Annotated in this window: 17 protein-coding genes and 2 riboswitches; of the genes, 12 read left to right on the forward strand and 5 right to left on the reverse strand. The window is 41.0% G+C overall.

The features are described from left to right. Positions 1-64 precede the first annotated feature (64 nt). The 4 genes from AF333_RS14215 to AF333_RS14230 all read left to right on the forward strand — a co-directional run bounded on the left by AF333_RS14215 (position 65) and on the right by AF333_RS14230 (position 3,421). On the forward strand, positions 65-460 hold the full coding sequence (locus tag AF333_RS14215; protein ID WP_043064141.1) for a DsrE/DsrF/DrsH-like family protein: 396 nt from the start codon (positions 65-67) through the stop codon (positions 458-460). A gap of 48 nt (positions 461-508) precedes the next feature. Beyond that, positions 509-736, forward strand: a complete 228-nt coding sequence (locus AF333_RS14220) for a sulfurtransferase TusA family protein (protein ID WP_043064142.1) — start codon at positions 509-511, stop codon at positions 734-736. Between the two features lie 308 nt (positions 737-1,044). Continuing rightward, positions 1,045-1,914, forward strand: a complete 870-nt coding sequence (locus AF333_RS14225; protein WP_043064143.1) for a MurR/RpiR family transcriptional regulator — start codon at positions 1,045-1,047, stop codon at positions 1,912-1,914. 133 nt (positions 1,915-2,047) lie between these two features. Beyond that, the gene (locus AF333_RS14230) at positions 2,048-3,421 is read left to right on the forward strand and encodes an aspartate aminotransferase family protein (protein WP_043064144.1); all 1,374 of its coding nucleotides are present in this window, start codon (positions 2,048-2,050) and stop codon (positions 3,419-3,421) included. 206 nt (positions 3,422-3,627) lie between these two features. Here AF333_RS14230 and AF333_RS14235 read toward each other — a convergent pair whose 3' ends face one another. Next, positions 3,628-4,212 (reverse strand): LOG family protein, encoded by a 585-nt coding sequence (locus AF333_RS14235; protein WP_043064145.1) that lies wholly within the window; start codon positions 4,210-4,212, stop codon positions 3,628-3,630. 209 nt (positions 4,213-4,421) lie between these two features. Here AF333_RS14235 and AF333_RS14240 point away from each other — a divergent pair, with 209 nt between their 5' ends. The 4 genes from AF333_RS14240 (at position 4,422) to AF333_RS14255 (ending at position 8,184) form a co-directional block, all read left to right on the forward strand. Further along, positions 4,422-5,699 carry a cell wall-binding repeat-containing protein gene (locus tag AF333_RS14240; RefSeq protein ID WP_043064146.1) on the forward strand — a complete coding sequence of 426 codons (1,278 nt, stop codon included), beginning with the start codon at positions 4,422-4,424 and terminating at the stop codon, positions 5,697-5,699. A 359-nt stretch (positions 5,700-6,058) separates the two neighbouring features. Continuing rightward, positions 6,059-6,331, forward strand: coding sequence for a hypothetical protein (locus AF333_RS14245; RefSeq protein WP_043064147.1), 273 nt, complete (start codon positions 6,059-6,061; stop codon positions 6,329-6,331). A gap of 4 nt (positions 6,332-6,335) precedes the next feature. Beyond that, a complete protein-coding gene (locus AF333_RS14250) occupies positions 6,336-7,346 on the forward strand; it encodes a hypothetical protein (protein WP_043064148.1) in 1,011 nt (336 codons plus the stop codon). A 22-nt stretch (positions 7,347-7,368) separates the two neighbouring features. Further along, positions 7,369-8,184 (forward strand): hypothetical protein, encoded by an 816-nt coding sequence (locus tag AF333_RS14255; RefSeq protein WP_043064149.1) that lies wholly within the window; start codon positions 7,369-7,371, stop codon positions 8,182-8,184. A 327-nt stretch (positions 8,185-8,511) separates the two neighbouring features. Here AF333_RS14255 and AF333_RS14260 read toward each other — a convergent pair whose 3' ends face one another. Further along, positions 8,512-9,894: an aminotransferase-like domain-containing protein gene (locus tag AF333_RS14260; RefSeq protein WP_043064150.1), complete on the reverse strand. Its 1,383-nt coding sequence runs from the start codon at positions 9,892-9,894 to the stop codon at positions 8,512-8,514. A 140-nt stretch (positions 9,895-10,034) separates the two neighbouring features. Here AF333_RS14260 and AF333_RS14265 point away from each other — a divergent pair, with 140 nt between their 5' ends. Further along, positions 10,035-10,961 carry a DMT family transporter gene (locus AF333_RS14265; RefSeq protein ID WP_043064151.1) on the forward strand — a complete coding sequence of 309 codons (927 nt, stop codon included), beginning with the start codon at positions 10,035-10,037 and terminating at the stop codon, positions 10,959-10,961. A gap of 193 nt (positions 10,962-11,154) precedes the next feature. Here the strand turns inward: AF333_RS14265 and AF333_RS35290 are convergent, their stop codons facing one another. From AF333_RS35290 to AF333_RS14275, 3 genes are all read right to left on the reverse strand, one after another. Continuing rightward, a complete protein-coding gene (locus AF333_RS35290) occupies positions 11,155-11,376 on the reverse strand; it encodes a hypothetical protein (RefSeq protein WP_235496458.1) in 222 nt (73 codons plus the stop codon). A gap of 73 nt (positions 11,377-11,449) precedes the next feature. Continuing rightward, entirely contained in the window at positions 11,450-11,899 is a 450-nt protein-coding gene (locus AF333_RS14270) for a hypothetical protein (RefSeq protein ID WP_043064152.1), read from the reverse strand. 32 nt (positions 11,900-11,931) lie between these two features. Next, positions 11,932-12,231 (reverse strand): hypothetical protein, encoded by a 300-nt coding sequence (locus tag AF333_RS14275; RefSeq protein ID WP_043064153.1) that lies wholly within the window; start codon positions 12,229-12,231, stop codon positions 11,932-11,934. 266 nt (positions 12,232-12,497) lie between these two features. Here AF333_RS14275 and AF333_RS14280 point away from each other — a divergent pair, with 266 nt between their 5' ends. The 3 genes from AF333_RS14280 (at position 12,498) to AF333_RS14290 (ending at position 15,038) form a co-directional block, all read left to right on the forward strand. Next, positions 12,498-13,319, forward strand: a complete 822-nt coding sequence (locus AF333_RS14280) for an HD domain-containing protein (RefSeq protein ID WP_052811735.1) — start codon at positions 12,498-12,500, stop codon at positions 13,317-13,319. 130 nt (positions 13,320-13,449) lie between these two features. After that, a riboswitch (glycine riboswitch) is annotated at positions 13,450-13,553 on the forward strand. Positions 13,554-13,556: 3 nt separating this feature from the next. After that, positions 13,557-13,637, forward strand: a riboswitch (glycine riboswitch). Between the two features lie 97 nt (positions 13,638-13,734). Further along, complete coding sequence (locus AF333_RS14285) at positions 13,735-14,031, forward strand: iron-sulfur cluster biosynthesis family protein (RefSeq protein WP_052520608.1); 297 nt, start codon at positions 13,735-13,737, stop codon at positions 14,029-14,031. A 53-nt stretch (positions 14,032-14,084) separates the two neighbouring features. Next, complete coding sequence (locus AF333_RS14290) at positions 14,085-15,038, forward strand: biotin carboxylase N-terminal domain-containing protein (protein WP_043064154.1); 954 nt, start codon at positions 14,085-14,087, stop codon at positions 15,036-15,038. The last annotated feature ends 8 nt before the right edge of the window (positions 15,039-15,046 follow it).

Below are 15,046 nucleotides of genomic sequence, written 5' to 3' on the forward strand. Positions count from 1 at the left end.
AGAAGTTGGAGAAAGTACGAAAGCATTTGTATATTAAACAAACAATAAAAAGGAGAAATGAACAATGACAAAACGAGTAGCAATTATCGCAAGTAACGGAGGAATGTTTGACGCATACAAGGTGTTTAATATTGCGACCGCAGCAGCAGCAACAGATTCAGAGGTAGCTATTTTCTTTACTTTTGAAGGATTGAATCTTATTCATAGACAAGCCAATAAGCAACTGCCGATGCCGGCAGGTAAAGAGCACTTTGCTGAAGGTTTCAAACAGGCGAATGTACCAGGCATTCCAGAATTGCTAAGCATGGCACAAGAAATGGGGGTCAAGCTGATTGCTTGTCAGATGACCATGGACGTTATGAACATGAAAAAAGAGGACTTCGTAGACGGCATTGATATAGGTGGAGCAGTCACCTTCCTTGCTTTCGCTTATGATGCCGATGTTACGCTTACGTTTTAAAGTAAGACAGCCGAAAAGTCGGTTTGAAAAATAAGGAGGTAGACGTACATGAATGCAGATATTGTTGTAGATGCAAAAGGATTATCCTGCCCGATGCCAATTGTGAAAGCAAAGAAAGCGATAGACAATTTGCAAAGTGGTCAGGTGATGATGGTAGAGACGATGGATAAAGGATCGGTCAACGACTTTCAAGGCTGGGTAAGGCAAACGAATCATGAGTTAATGAGCATGGAACAAGAAAATGGTGTATATCGATTTTTTGTAAAAAAAGCGTAAGGAGTATATAAAACAAAAGTGCTTTTCAGCAAGAAAGACGCTTTTGTTACGGAAATACTATGTTTGATTTGTCTAAAGATGATGGAAAATATCAAAATGAGATAGGGCAAAATGTTTCATTATACAGTGGAAACAGACAAAAGTATGGAGGAAGCGCTGCAGGTGGCATAAATTCCGTTATTCTATAGATGGACAAAAAGGAAATCCAGATTTTAATGTCGAAAGTACATGGACATACATTTGTCTGGCATTTGTGAGGGGGAGTGTATGATTTACAGAGAGCTTCTGAGGAGGTCCATGGTTTCGGAATGTCAAATGTCTATCAGTATATAGCAGGAAAAATGGCTGAGATGAGCAAGTCTCAGGTGAAGATAGCTAAATATATTTTAGAAAATCCTAATGCAGTACCATTCTTTACCGTAGGTAAGCTGGCAAAAATGGCAGGAGTTAGCGAGGCGACAGTTGTACGGTTTGCCACTTCTCTTGGTTATTCAGGCTATCCTGAACTGCAACAGTATATGCAGGATTCCGTTCAACAGCAGTTGACTACGGCTGAACGGCTGCAGATGTCGCAACGTGTCTACGAAGAAGAAGAACAAGGTGTATACGAAATTTTCCAGGACGATATGGCGAATATTAAATCCACTATGGAAAAGCTGGATGTGCAAGCGTTCCGCCAGGCGGTGGATGCGTTGTTACAGGCGAAAAAAATATACATCGCCGCTAACCGAAGTGCCATGTCGCTCGGTGTGTTTTTACAGTATTATCTTCAAATCATATTGGGTAACGCTATATTGCTGCAGTCCGTAGAAACGATAGCGGAGCGGCTGCATGATTTGGACGAAGGTGATGTGGTCGTCGGAATTAGTTTTGCCCGGTATACGAAAAGCACCATTCAAATTTTATCCTATGCCAAAGATAAAGGAGCCACAACCATTGCTGTCACGGATAATTTTTTGTCGCCGTTAATTCCGTACGCTCGCATTTCCTTGACGGCGTCCAGTCAAATGCCGACATTTATTGATTCTTTTGTAGCCCCACTTAGCTTACTCAATGCTCTGATTACATTTGTAGGGAAGGAAAAGGCAGAAGACTTTCATGTCAGGCTGGAGAAGCTGGAAGAAATCTGGGAACATTTCGATATTTTCCATATGAAAGAAAGACCGGGGAAGGAATAACCCCGGTCTTTCGCTTTTCTGTCAAACGTGCCAAACATGTGTGGCTGACGAAATATTTTTTCTTGATTATGAAATAAATATTTCATAATATATAATTAAAAGAAATAATAATTTTAAAAATGGAGGGTATGTCATGATTATAGAAAGCACATCGCTCTTATCTTCTCAAATGAAAAAATCCGCAGAACAGTACCAGAAGGCTTGCGCAGTCATTCCGGGTGGTGTGACAGCGAACATTAAATATATCGCTCCCCATCCTATCATTATGGAACGAGGAGCTGGCAGCAAACTGTATGATGTGGACGGTAATGAATACATTGACTATTTGCTTTGCTATGGAGCCCTTATTCTTGGGCATGGACATTCAGTCGTTTTTGAGGCGATTTCCACACAAATGAGGGAGGCGGGAACGACCATTTTTGGAACACCGCACCAATTAGAGACAGTGATGGCTGAAAAACTGATTGAACTGTATCCAGGAATTGAAATGGTACGCTATACAAATTCGGGATTAGAGGCGACACTTCTAGCCATACGTACGGCTATGGCTTATACAGGAAAGCCGAAGCTGGCGAAATTCGAAGGGCATTATCACGGTGGCTACGATCAAGTACTCATTAGTGTAAATCCGGATATGGACCAAGCGGGAGAAGCACGAAATCCTTATGCTGTACCTGAATCAAAGGGTGTTCCTGACTATTATGTTGAAAACACGATTGTCCTTCCTTTCAATGATTTGGAAGCTACTGAGCAAATTCTTCGAACTCATAAGGATGAACTGGCAGCGGTTATTCTTGAGCCGATTCAAGGCGGCTTCATTCCTGCAGAGCCGGAATTTATGAAGGGACTTCGTAAGATTACGGAAGAACTAGGCATTGTTCTTATTTTTGATGAAGTAAAAACAGGCTTTAGGCTGTCTTTGGGCGGAGCGCAGAAGATATATGGAATTACTCCTGATATAACGTCGTTGGGTAAAGTGCTCGGAGGAGGATTTCCGGTAGGTGCGATTGGGGGAAAGCGTGAGATTATGATGATCAGCGCTCCTGATGGGGGCAGGGATATTTTAACTGCCGGAGCGGCGAACCGGGAAAAGAGAGAGGTTTTGTTCCATAGCGGAACATATAACGGTCACCCTACCGTATTGGCTGCCGGACTTGCAACGATCAAAACATTGGAACAAGCAGGTGTTATGAACGCATTATTCGACCATACACAATTATTGAGAAAAGAGCTAGAGGAACTGTATCGCAACTATGGCGTGACGATGCAAACTGTCGGCAAGGGTAGTATTTTCAATATTGTTCTGACAGAAGAGCCGATTAAAAATTACCGGGATATGGGCAAGGCGAATATGCAGCTGCGTAAAGAAATCGATTATGAATTACTGAAGCTTGGAGTGTATATAAAACCGCTTAATCGTTACTCTATGTCTGTAGTCCATAGTAAAGAAGATATTGCTCGTACTGTAGAAGCGCATGAAAGCGCGCTAAAACGAGTCAGAAAGTAAGCACATATCGGCGAAAGCAATAAACAGACGCATTCTTTCTTTATTTTCCACCATATAGCATAGCTGCTTGCTATAAAAAGAGCAGAAAGAAAAATGAATACGGTAATGAAATAGTCGAATAAGCGAGGAAAATAAATAGGGGAGGAAGCTAACAGGCTCCTCCCTTTCGTCATCTTTCACTGAAAGATGAGATGTTATAAATCTTCTTATGCCTCTGACAGCTCGCTCCACTTATTTGTCTGAGCTGGGGGCTTATATTCCTGTAGACGATTCAAAAGAACAACAGGATCTTCTTCGCAAATGAGCAACTCTTCGTGCGTAGCCGGAATGAAGCCGGCCTCGACACCATTTTTGATCATCTGTACCAACGGTTCATAATAGCCATTAACATTCAAGAGACCAACCGGCTTGCTATGGATTCCAAGCTGTCCCCAGCTTACTACTTCGAATACTTCTTCCAATGTACCATAGCCGCCAGGAAGCGCGATAAACGCATCCGATAATTCACCCATCAACGCTTTCCGTTCATGCATATCTTTAACTTCATGAAGCTCGGTCAATCCCGTATGTACCATTTCGCCACGGAAAAGTCCTGTAGGCATAACCCCGAGCGCTTTTCCGTCAAGAGCAAGCACGGTATTGGCGATGCGTCCCATTAGTCCGATTTTTGAACCGCCATATACCAGTTCAAGTCCTCGTCGTGCCAGTTCGTTCCCGAGTGCTTCCGCCATCAATTCATATTCCGCCCGTATACCGGTATTTGAACCGGCAAATACACAAATACGTTTCATATGTCTCCTCCTCACTTGTTGTATCGTAAACAAATTCCTTATTCAGTCTATAGTATGCTCACCAAAAAAACCAGAAAGAGAATAGAAATGTTCCATACTTTCTTCATAATTTTCAGGTGTAATATAAGGTCCCATCACACTTTCATCACAAATTAAGGGTATAAATTTAAATATTGTAGCAAAATGTAGACAAGGAGGATATGGTATCAATGGGAAAGCGATCTTTTATTAGATGGACAGGGGTAAGTATACTGGCTGCAGGTTTTCTTCTTTCGGGGTGCGGTGTGCAGGGAGAAGAACAGCCAACGCAAAATTCGGCTGAACAAGCACAAAGCACTAAAGCTGGCAAAGCAAGTGCAGACCAGGAGCTGTCCGCTACGAAAAATACGACACGAATCGAGGGAACAAATGCAGAAGAAATCGCATTATCTACTTCGAGAATGATTTGGCCAGCTACGCCGAATGGAACCAAACCGAATGTTGTGCTGCTGGCGCCGCATGACAACTGGCAAACACAATTGGTTGGCCTGGATTTAGTGCACCATCCGAGTGACGGTCCGTTGCTCGTTACGGATAAAGGAAAGATAGCGGACCCGGTACTTAGCGAAATCAAGCGTCTGCACCCAAAAGGAGCGGAGGACGGCACACAAGTTATCACGATTGGTATGAATGCAGGCGTAGTGAAGCAAGTTACAGATGCTGGATTTAAAGTAAAAGAAATAAAAGGTGATACGCCTGAGAAGGTAGCTGCTGTAATTGACGAGTATTACGCTTCCGTATCTGGCGAACTGCCGCAATCAGTTGTCGTCTCTACGTCTGAGCAGGCAGAGTTCGCGGCACCCGCAGGAAGCTGGATTTCTCATATGCCAGAGCCGCTGTTGTATGTGACAAAAGACAGCATCCCGGCAGATACGGATACCGCATTGAAAAAGCGGAAAGGAAAAGCCAATATTTATCTGCTTGGACCAGAAGGGGTAATTAGCAAAAAAGTAGAAAGCGATTTGAGAAAGCATGGTACAGTCGTTCGGATTTCCGGCAAAGACCCGATGGAGAATGCGATTGCATTTGCCAAATACAAAGATGCAAAAACAGGCTTCGGTTGGGGCATTACGAAGCCCGGTCATGGCCTGGTGCTTGCAAGTACAGAGCAAGCGGGCCAATCCTTGCCTGCTCTGCCGTTTGCACACAGAGGCAAACATGCTCCGCTTTTACTGACAGATAAAGAGAAAGCGCCGGAAGCGTTATTGGGTTATTTAAAAGAGCTGAAACCACTTTTTAAAAACGAGCCGACAGAAGGGCCGTACAATCACATGTTTATCGTGGGCAATAGTGAATGGGTTTCGAATGAACAGCAGGGAGATCTAGACCATCTGATTGAAATTGAGGCTGCGAACGGTATGGGGCATGGTGATCATGGTGGCATGAAGATGGACAATGATCAAAGTGACAATATGAATCATGGGAATATGAATCATGGACAGCAGTAACAAAACAAATAACATACTATAAAAGCCGCTCAAAGTAGCGGCTTTTTCATTAGCAAAAGGCATGTACCGTTATTTGTATATGACCTTTTATTACTATTAATATAGTTTTGGTTATGTGTTCTCTTGTATAGGGATGCAGGAAAAACGATGTACAAGTATGATGCGATTGTAGTAAAAAGAGCGTAGATAATTGTGATTTTTTCGCCATTATTAAATTGTGATAGAATTAAATGTAATTATATGAATTTAGTGGTATGAAAATAGCTCATGAAAAACGAATAAGAAGTCTTTGCCTTCGGCAAGCGTTATGAGAATGGCGTGCTGAATTCTACTCAAACCAAGAGAATAAGGTGGGACATATGGCATTGAAAGATTCCTCTATTTATCGGGAGGCTGCAAAAAAAATTTCGCAGGAAGCGGACGCTTTACAAGAACTTTTATTTAGTGTGAAAAATATTGGAGAAGATCACGGTCAGTGGGATACCGGGAGAAGTAAGAAGTTTCGCGATCAGAAGGTACAACTGCATTCCGACATTACGGCAAAACACCATGAACTGAAACAATACGCAAGTGAATTGCTGCGAAAAGCGGAACAGATTGATGCAGAGAACGCCGCACGGGAGAAGGTGTGATAAGATGGCATCCTATAAACTTGTACCTACATACGTAAATGCAGAGAAATTTCGTTTGAGCGGCATACGCCAAGAGGTTGCCGGAATCGAGCAGCGAATCCAATCTCTTGTTAGTATGCTTCCGGATGTTGGGGCAGCACCCGCACTGCGCAATATTATTAATGAAATCGAACAGATGACACAGGCAATGGAAGTAGATGTAAAGAAATTTCAGGACGCGGATAACAGGGAAGTGCTGATTACCTTGGCGGAAAAGCTGCGGCAATATAAGAAGGACTTTGAAAAGTTCTTTTCCGTTGGTACACAATTTGCCGGGATTGCCGTGCTTATGTCCGGATCAGTTAGCTTTAGCCGGGCGACTGCATTTTCGAGGAGCAAGGTGTATTCATATAGCAGTAAGCCGTGGTTGCACAAAGTGAATGGTCGTTATCCGAATGGGATTGCCCGTTCCATCGATCGGTTTCTGAAGGTAGAGCCTAAAAATTTCGTGACGAAGTACCTTCATACAAAATTAGGATTCAACAAAGGATATACAAACCCAGCCAATTACGTAAAAGGGCATCTTCTAGGTTTGCCTAAAAATTCTAACTTCGCTGGGGTAAAAAAGATTGCAAGTTCGGTATCCAAACGCTTTGGTGCAATCAATGTGTTGTCAACAAGTATCGGGGAAGGCTACGGATTGCTTAAAAAGATAAATAAAGGGGAAGCAACAACAGCCGACTATGTTACAACAGGAACTAATATTGCCATTAAATCAGGCGCTACATATGTTGGAGCGGCAGCTGGAGCGACGGCGCTCTCATTCCTCGGACCGCCGGGGATTATTGTCGGCGGAATGGTAGGCGGCTATGTTGGAGGCAAAGTAGGGGAGTTCGCTGCGAAGCAGGTTGAGAACGTAGTCCGAAACTTTGATAAAGTGAAAGAAGAAGGCGCAAAAATCGTCCATGACATAGGTGAAAAAGGGAAAGAAGTCTTCAATAAAGGAAAGAAGTGGGTAGCCAGCTGGTTTAAATAAGAAGATGGGAGAGACATTGTGTATGTTACAAAGAATCACGTTAACGCTTGAAGAGCTAGGGTTGTGCATGATGCTGTGCGGATACGAAGAAGCAGCTGCAGGATTAGTTAAACCGACGCTCGGCGAGAAGACTGACCCGGAGTGGGAGGCAATATTTGAAACGGCTTCTCATAGTCTGCTTGCCAAAGGCATGTGGGATATAGAGCGGCAAAAGCAGGAGAAAATTCCGCTGAAAGCGGAGATAGTCGCTTTTATCTCATCTTATATTGAATCATCGAAAATGCTTCGCTTTACAAAAGAAAAAGACGGAACGGAAGAATATTTAATGTTCCATTCTCTAGAGGAGGATGAATGGATTTATCATCATGTATGGGAAACCGTGTGCCATGATTTCTCCCTTGTTAAGACTTCGCAACTTCAGGGACTTATCGACGAGTTTTACGGTATAGAACCTAATGTGTTGAAAGATAGTCACAGTATCACGGTACCGGAGGAAGTTATGGTTACCTTATCTCAAGAGAATCTTGAGCAATCCTCTGTGGAACAATTGACATCACTGATGGACGATGGGAACCAGGAGCTGTTTTCAGCCTTTGTACAGGATTTGAAAGAGTATCCTTCTTCCATCGACAATGTATCGGTTACATACCTTCCAAGCCCGACAGAATATCCAACCATTATGGATGTGATGTTTATTCTTCCGTACCAGGAACGGCTATGGGTGATTTCCCAGCATGATGAGGAGCAGAATCGACCTATCTATTTAACAAGTTGTTCCTATCAGGAGTGGATGGAGGAAGTGGAGCGCAGAATCGGAATGTCAATGCCTGTAGCATAAAGTAAAAACACCAAGGGTGCTGATTATCCAGTACGATCCAGAATAGATAGCCACCACACCGTGCCCCAAACAGGCATCGGTTCGCATCCCGTACGAAGTGTAGAGGAACGCTTTTTGCCCTTGCCAGACGAGACCAAAAAACATTTGGGTAAACGCAAAGAGGAGGACAGTGGCTATCCTCTTTCGCCTGGCCGGGGCAACAGCTTAGGGAGGGAGACGAACAGCCTTGTTTGCGTCCCGTTGTGGTGGTCTTTTCCTCTCTAAACAATCAACAGGTGTTTTTAGTTTTCACCAGTCTTTAAGAAAAGAAGCTTTGAAGATGTAAGTTCATAATAATGAAGAAGGACTCTGAAAGATATAATCCTTCTTACCACAAATGAAATCAACGCACCGAGCAATTTGTTCAATCCCTTGGTTGATTTGATTTTCGTTAACTTGAGAAATACTTAGACGAAGCATATTTTCCTTCCTATACTCTGGCAGGAACATTCTTATTGCATCATCGACGTAGATGTTTTCTCGTAACAATAAATCAACCATTCGCCTAGCCTTAACTTGATCAGGAAGATGTATTGTTAAATAAAATCCTGAAGAGGGTTTTGAAAAAGAAGTGTTGGAAGACAAATACATTTCACAAGCCTCTTGAAGTAACTGCATCTTTCTATGATAAAGTCCCCTTATTCTTTTGATATGTCCACTAAACATACCGCTTTTTAAATAGATTTCCAAGGCTCCTTGAGAAAGTGCAGAACTATTAAAATCTGAACTGAATTTGTATCGCAAAAATGTGTTTATCATTAAATTTGGAAGTACTGCAATGGCAAGTCTTAATCCAGGGAGCATAATTTTAGAGAAACTCTTAATATAAATCACTCTCCCAGAAGGATCATAGGAGAACATTGGGTCAGCCTTCGGGTTCGGATCAAGATCACCTAGAAAATCATCTTCAACGATGTAAACATCATATTTTTGTGCTAACTTCACGATTCTTTTTTTCTCTTCGTTTGTATAGCTGTGACCAAGTGGATTATGAAACCTTGGCACAATATAAAAAAATTTGATTTGGTTGTTTCGGAATATATATTCTAGACGAGCTAGATCGATTCCTTCCATTGTTAATTCGATACCAAATGTAGTTGCTTTATGAAGATTAAGAGACTCAATAAATCCAAAGTAGGTAGGTTGTTCAACTAAGATATTATTTTTTCCATTTGGAAAAGGCATTGACACCAACATATTAAGAGCTTGCTGTGACCCTGATACAATAAACAATCTCTCTGGATTCGTAAATACCTGCAAATCCTGTAAGTATTTAATAAGTTGAAGGCGTAGCGAATAAATGCCTTGTTGATCAGAATAAGTAAATAGTTCTTCTTTATATATGTCGATAGCCTGGTTTATACAATGTTGAAACTCAATGTAAGGCATTACCTCTTTATCCGGGCCAGCAGATAAAAAATCAATTTTTTGGTTTGTTTTATCATTATCAAAAGATCGGTACTCATTCACAATATAATAGCCACTTTTAGGAACGGAATAAATCAAATGTTCTTTTTCTAATTCGTTATAAGCCTTAATTATCGTATTTTTACTACAAGAAAATCGTTCGGACAGCTGCCGAACGGAAGGAAGCTTATCCCCTGGACCTAGCGTTCCGTTCGCCACTTGTTCTTTAATTTCACACATAATAAGCGTATATTTTGTAATCATAAGAGAAAACCTCCTCATTCTGTACCAGTACAGATGAATGAAAACGTGATTTGTTTCATCGCTAACTACTATTATATTTTAATTATACTGATACAGATGTTTTATACGAGTTACTATCTAAAAGTCAGGAGTGAACGACTATGCAGGTACAAAGAAAAGAAAAGAAAGAACGGTTAGGGTTATTTTTAGGATGTATAGGGGTGTTATGTTTTAGTTTGACACTTCCTACAACACGTATAGCGGTTGAATATTTTGGTCCAACTGTCGCTGGGCTAGGAAGAACAGTTATAGCTTCACTTTTAGCTACTATTGTATTGTTAATAAGGAAGGAAAAACTGCCATCTGCAAAACAATTTAAGGGACTTATCATTGTAGCTCTTGGGGCGGTCTTAGGATTTCCATTGCTTACATCATGGGCAATGGAAAAGTTGCCTGCTTCTCACGGAGCTATAGAAATAGCTTTGCTACCATTAGCTACTGCAGGATTCGCGATTATTAGAGCAGGTGAACTTCCTTCCTTCAAGTTTTGGATTGCAAGTATTGTGGGGTTTATGGCGGTCATTGTGTATGCCATCCAGCTCGGACTTGGCCAATTACAATATGCGGATTTTGCTTTGCTTACTTCAGTAGTAATACTGGCGTTCAGCTATGCTGAAGGTGGGCAGTTAGCTCGAGATTTAGGTGGTTGGCAAGTGATTGCTTGGGCATTAGTAATAGCTGCTCCGTTTTTTATAGTGCCTGTCTTGTTAAATGTATCTGGAGAAATGCTTCATGCACCCCTACGAGCTTGGGTGAGTTTCGTATACCTTGCTCTAGTTAGTCAGTTTTTAGCTTATGTGGCATGGTATAGTGGTCTTGCCATGGGGGGAGTCTCAAGGGTAAGTCAGATTCAATACTTACAACCCTTTTTAATGATTCTTTTTTCAGCTTTATTATTAAACGAATCCATAACGCTTTTCACTATGGTGACTTCAGTAATCGTTGTACTTTCCGTTGTATTAGGTAAGAATACTACAGTAAGAAAGGTTCAATCCACATCACAAGATTCTTTATCACAATCGAAATAGAGCTTTTTGGTTAAAAATCTTCTGTAACTGGTACGTACATCACGATGTCATAATGCTGATGTTTGTTTACAGATGTGATCACGGTTAGTTCAAAAAGATTAAACTTTTTTATAAACATAATCCTTAATTCGTACTTTAGAGCCTGTTTTTGAACGATTTTTTTCAAAAACAGGTTCTTTTAATCAGTAAGAAACTAGATGTCACTATAAAGCAAGAAAGCGACATCTATATAAATTACACTTGATATTTTGACAGGGGAGTGGGGTTGGAAGGAGGAAATTCGGAAAAAAGAAGAGGTTGGATGCGCCCTGCGCCCCGGCAGAAAAAAGGCGGACGTGTCTTTTTCCGACCGCTCCCGCCCACCGCCCTTCCTCCTTTTCTTACCTCTCACCACAAGAATTTGTCGATGTATCAAATCAGATGTATATAGTGATGAGAGGCAAGAAAAGGGATAGCAGCTACATGCTGCTATCCCTTTCGAGTGTTTCTTACTTTGAAGAAACCGATTTTTTCAGTGTGGTAAGGAAAGTATCAAAATCCTTCTGATTTACAGCGAAATAGCTGACATATTCCCACGTCTTCCCTTGATGTGTTTCAATAACGATAGCTGGGCAATGAGCCTTGATAGGACCGATATATGTAATGTCCGGGTACACTCTTTTAATATCATGTAATGGAATTGTATTTCCATTGAGGATCAAGGTAGTTTCATATAAGGCGATATGCTCTTTTCTCGCTTTTAGATAGATGGCTATGAACCAGATGAGAAGAGCCATACCGACAGGAATGCCAATATATTTTCCCATCCATTCAATCGGATCAAAATAAGCATCATTGTCCGGCAAATATATCATCGCCAGAATGGCTGACAGCATAAGAATACCGATTTTTGCTAGGTTAAAGAAATATTGTTTATGATTGACACGTAATTCCTTCACCGAATGCCTCCTTTTTACGGGCATCGTGATAATTATGTAAGACGATTAAACGTTTGAATGAACCAATTGAAAAGGTAAGACAGTACGATAACGTATAGCAGAATAGCTATGCGTGCTACAATAGGAGAAAAAGAATACAGCTTCTTCGCGATATGGTAGGAAGGGCCAAGTGCAACCGCCCCCAACGTATCCATCATGAGAAAGGAATCATCACGAAACCATTCATAGATTTTACGGATACCTTTAAATGAAAAGATAAACAGCACACCGTACATAATATTGAACAAAAGAGCAAGCATAGCAATCATGAATATAAGATTAATGATAACCATAATAATGTCACCTAAGAATTGGATTTATTATCTCTATCTTATCATTATCCAATAGGCACGTGAACCTGCCGTAGGTCGGAGAATCGAAGATAAACAGTATTACAAGAAGAGGAGAGGGAACGATGAAGTACTCGCAGGAATACATAAACCAGGAAATAAGTCGTATTTTCAATGCTATCGAGATACATGAACAATATATATAAATTACACTTGATATTTTGACATGGTAGCGTAGTTGGCAGTAGGAGGGATGGAGAAAGAAGAGGTTGGATGCGCCCTGCGCTCTAGCAGAAGAAAGGCCAGTCTGTCTTTTTCCGACCGTACTTGAGATGCTGTATACCGATCCAGTATTCATTGTAAAATCGACTTCTGCTTCAGAACAGCTAATGAAGGCTTATGGCTTTCGATTGTTATATGATTGTAATCTGCTTAGTTTCATTATTCCGGAGCTTTGCGTATGCGTAGGGTTCGACCAGAGAAACCCGCACCATGATAAAGACGTATATGAACACATCCTTAGTGTGGTAGAAGCGACACCGAATGATCTGACAGTACGATTGGCGGAGCTGTTTCATGATATTGCTAAACCGGATACCTTTACAGTTGATGAGCAGGGAATTGGGCATTTTTATGGGCATGAGCGTGAATCAGCCTATATCGCAAAAAAAATCATGCAAAGGTTACAGTTTGACAATAAACGTATAGAGGATGTTTTTCTACTTATTGCTAATCATTTGGCTTTTTGCGAAAAACGTAAAACAATCAAGAAGCTGATGAACCGAGTAGGTCAGAAAAACATTGATAAGCTCTATCATTTAATGGAAGGAGACATAAAAGGACATAAGCCGCCTTATAACTTTGACAAATTGCACATCATGATAGGGCGTACGAAAGAGTTGGTAGAGACACAGCATCCGCTCTCTGTTAAGGATTTATCTATAAACGGGTACGATTTATCTGTAATTGGCATTGAGAAAGGAAAGGCAATGGGGAGCATACTTGCAGCGCTGTTGGAGAAAGTGTTGGAAGACCCTAGTTTAAATACAAAGGAAAAATTACTGAACATTGTTAAGAGAAATGGATGTTAATGAGTAGCTTGTATGTAGCTGATTAAGGTGTGAAAAGACCTCTTGGTTTTTCATACCTTTAATTATTTCGCTTGACATATTTTGAATATTTTATTATTTTATAAATACATAGCCAATGTAATATATACGGTTGATGATTGTGGGAGAGACCGAACAGCATGTTCGGCACCGAAGGGGCAAGTCTCAAAAAGCCTTGGGACAGAAACTCTCAGGTAAAAAGACTGCAATTGGACGCACCTCTGGAGAGAGCTGTAAAGCCACCAAAGGAGAAACTTCCCGGAAAGTAAGGGGAATAATCTCTCAGGTAAAAGGACAGAGAAAAGGTAGAATGTCAAGTTATCTACCTTTTCTCTGTCCTTTTTTGTATTCAATTACCAAATACTAGTCTTAAAAAGACGTCTGGGGAGGAAAAAAAATGAACATAACGGTAACAGAAATGGCTGCAGCCGAGCTGGAAAAAATATTTGTACCGGATGATATGGCTTTGCGTATTGATGCGGAATTGGCCGGTTGTTGTACATGGACGCTGACTGTAAAGATCATTCCAGATGAACTACGAAGGAATGACACTGTGATTCTTAAGGAGAACATGTGGTTTTACATCGATCATTTTACAAAAAAGTATATAGGTGAAGAGATTGTGTTAGACTTTGATTCTTCAACGGGTTATACACTTTCGAACACTGATAACATTTTCATATGTATAACTTAGATTGAAAATCAACATCATTCAAGTAATACACAAGAAGCGAAAGAGAGGAATCAATGAAGGAACGTAAACATTTTAAGAAGATAGTCGTGATAGAACGAGGAAAAGTCGCAAATCGCATCCTTAAAGCATGTAAAGAATTAGGGATTTATACAATTGCAGTATATTCGGAGCATGATGTTCATTCTTCGCATCATCTGAAAGCCGATAAAGCTTATGTTATCGGAAAAGGAAGAAAGCCTTTCCAAGCATGCTTTGATATTGAAGAGATGATTGAGATCGCAAAACATGAGCAGGCGGATGCGATTCATCCAGGGTACGGAATCTGGATGGAAAACCTCAAATTGTCAAAGCGATGTAGAGAAGAGGACATTGTTTTCATTGGTCCTCGTCCTACGCATATCGAACTGTTTAATGATAAGGCTGCTGCCAGGGCAACAGCGGCTACACTTGGCATTCCACTCGTTCCTGACACACCCACTCTTGTGCAAAGTATACAGGAGGCTATAACCTTTGGTGAGGAAACCGGTTATCCCATTATTATCAAAACAACAACGGGCTATAAGGAAAAAAGCATACAGGTTGTCCGTAGTAAGGAAGAGTTGCTAGAGATAGCAAAGCACCCTTATAGCGGATCAAAGATGTATGTAACGAAGTATCTCGAACGGCCGAAACATATTACCATTCAGGTTTTAGCTGATCGGTATGGCGAGTTTACGTATTTCCTTGGAGAAGAATCTTCTTATTTACTCTTGTCTACTACGTTAATACATCAAATGGGTCAATCTGCTATACGGCTTATGAAAGCTATCGATTGTCATCATATAGGAATCATAGAATTTCTTGTTACGCCGGATTACCGCTATTATTTTAGTGAAATAAACACTCGCGTTCAATTTGCATCTAGGAGGAAAAGCGGCGTGGATATTATCCGGTCTCAAATCCGTTTGGCAGAAGGATTCCCATTAGTAAGCATGGATGGAAACCCTTCAGTAAAAACCGTATTATAAAAAAGGGG

Source organism: Aneurinibacillus migulanus (assembly GCF_001274715.1).
Lineage (GTDB): Bacteria > Bacillota > Bacilli > Aneurinibacillales > Aneurinibacillaceae > Aneurinibacillus > Aneurinibacillus migulanus.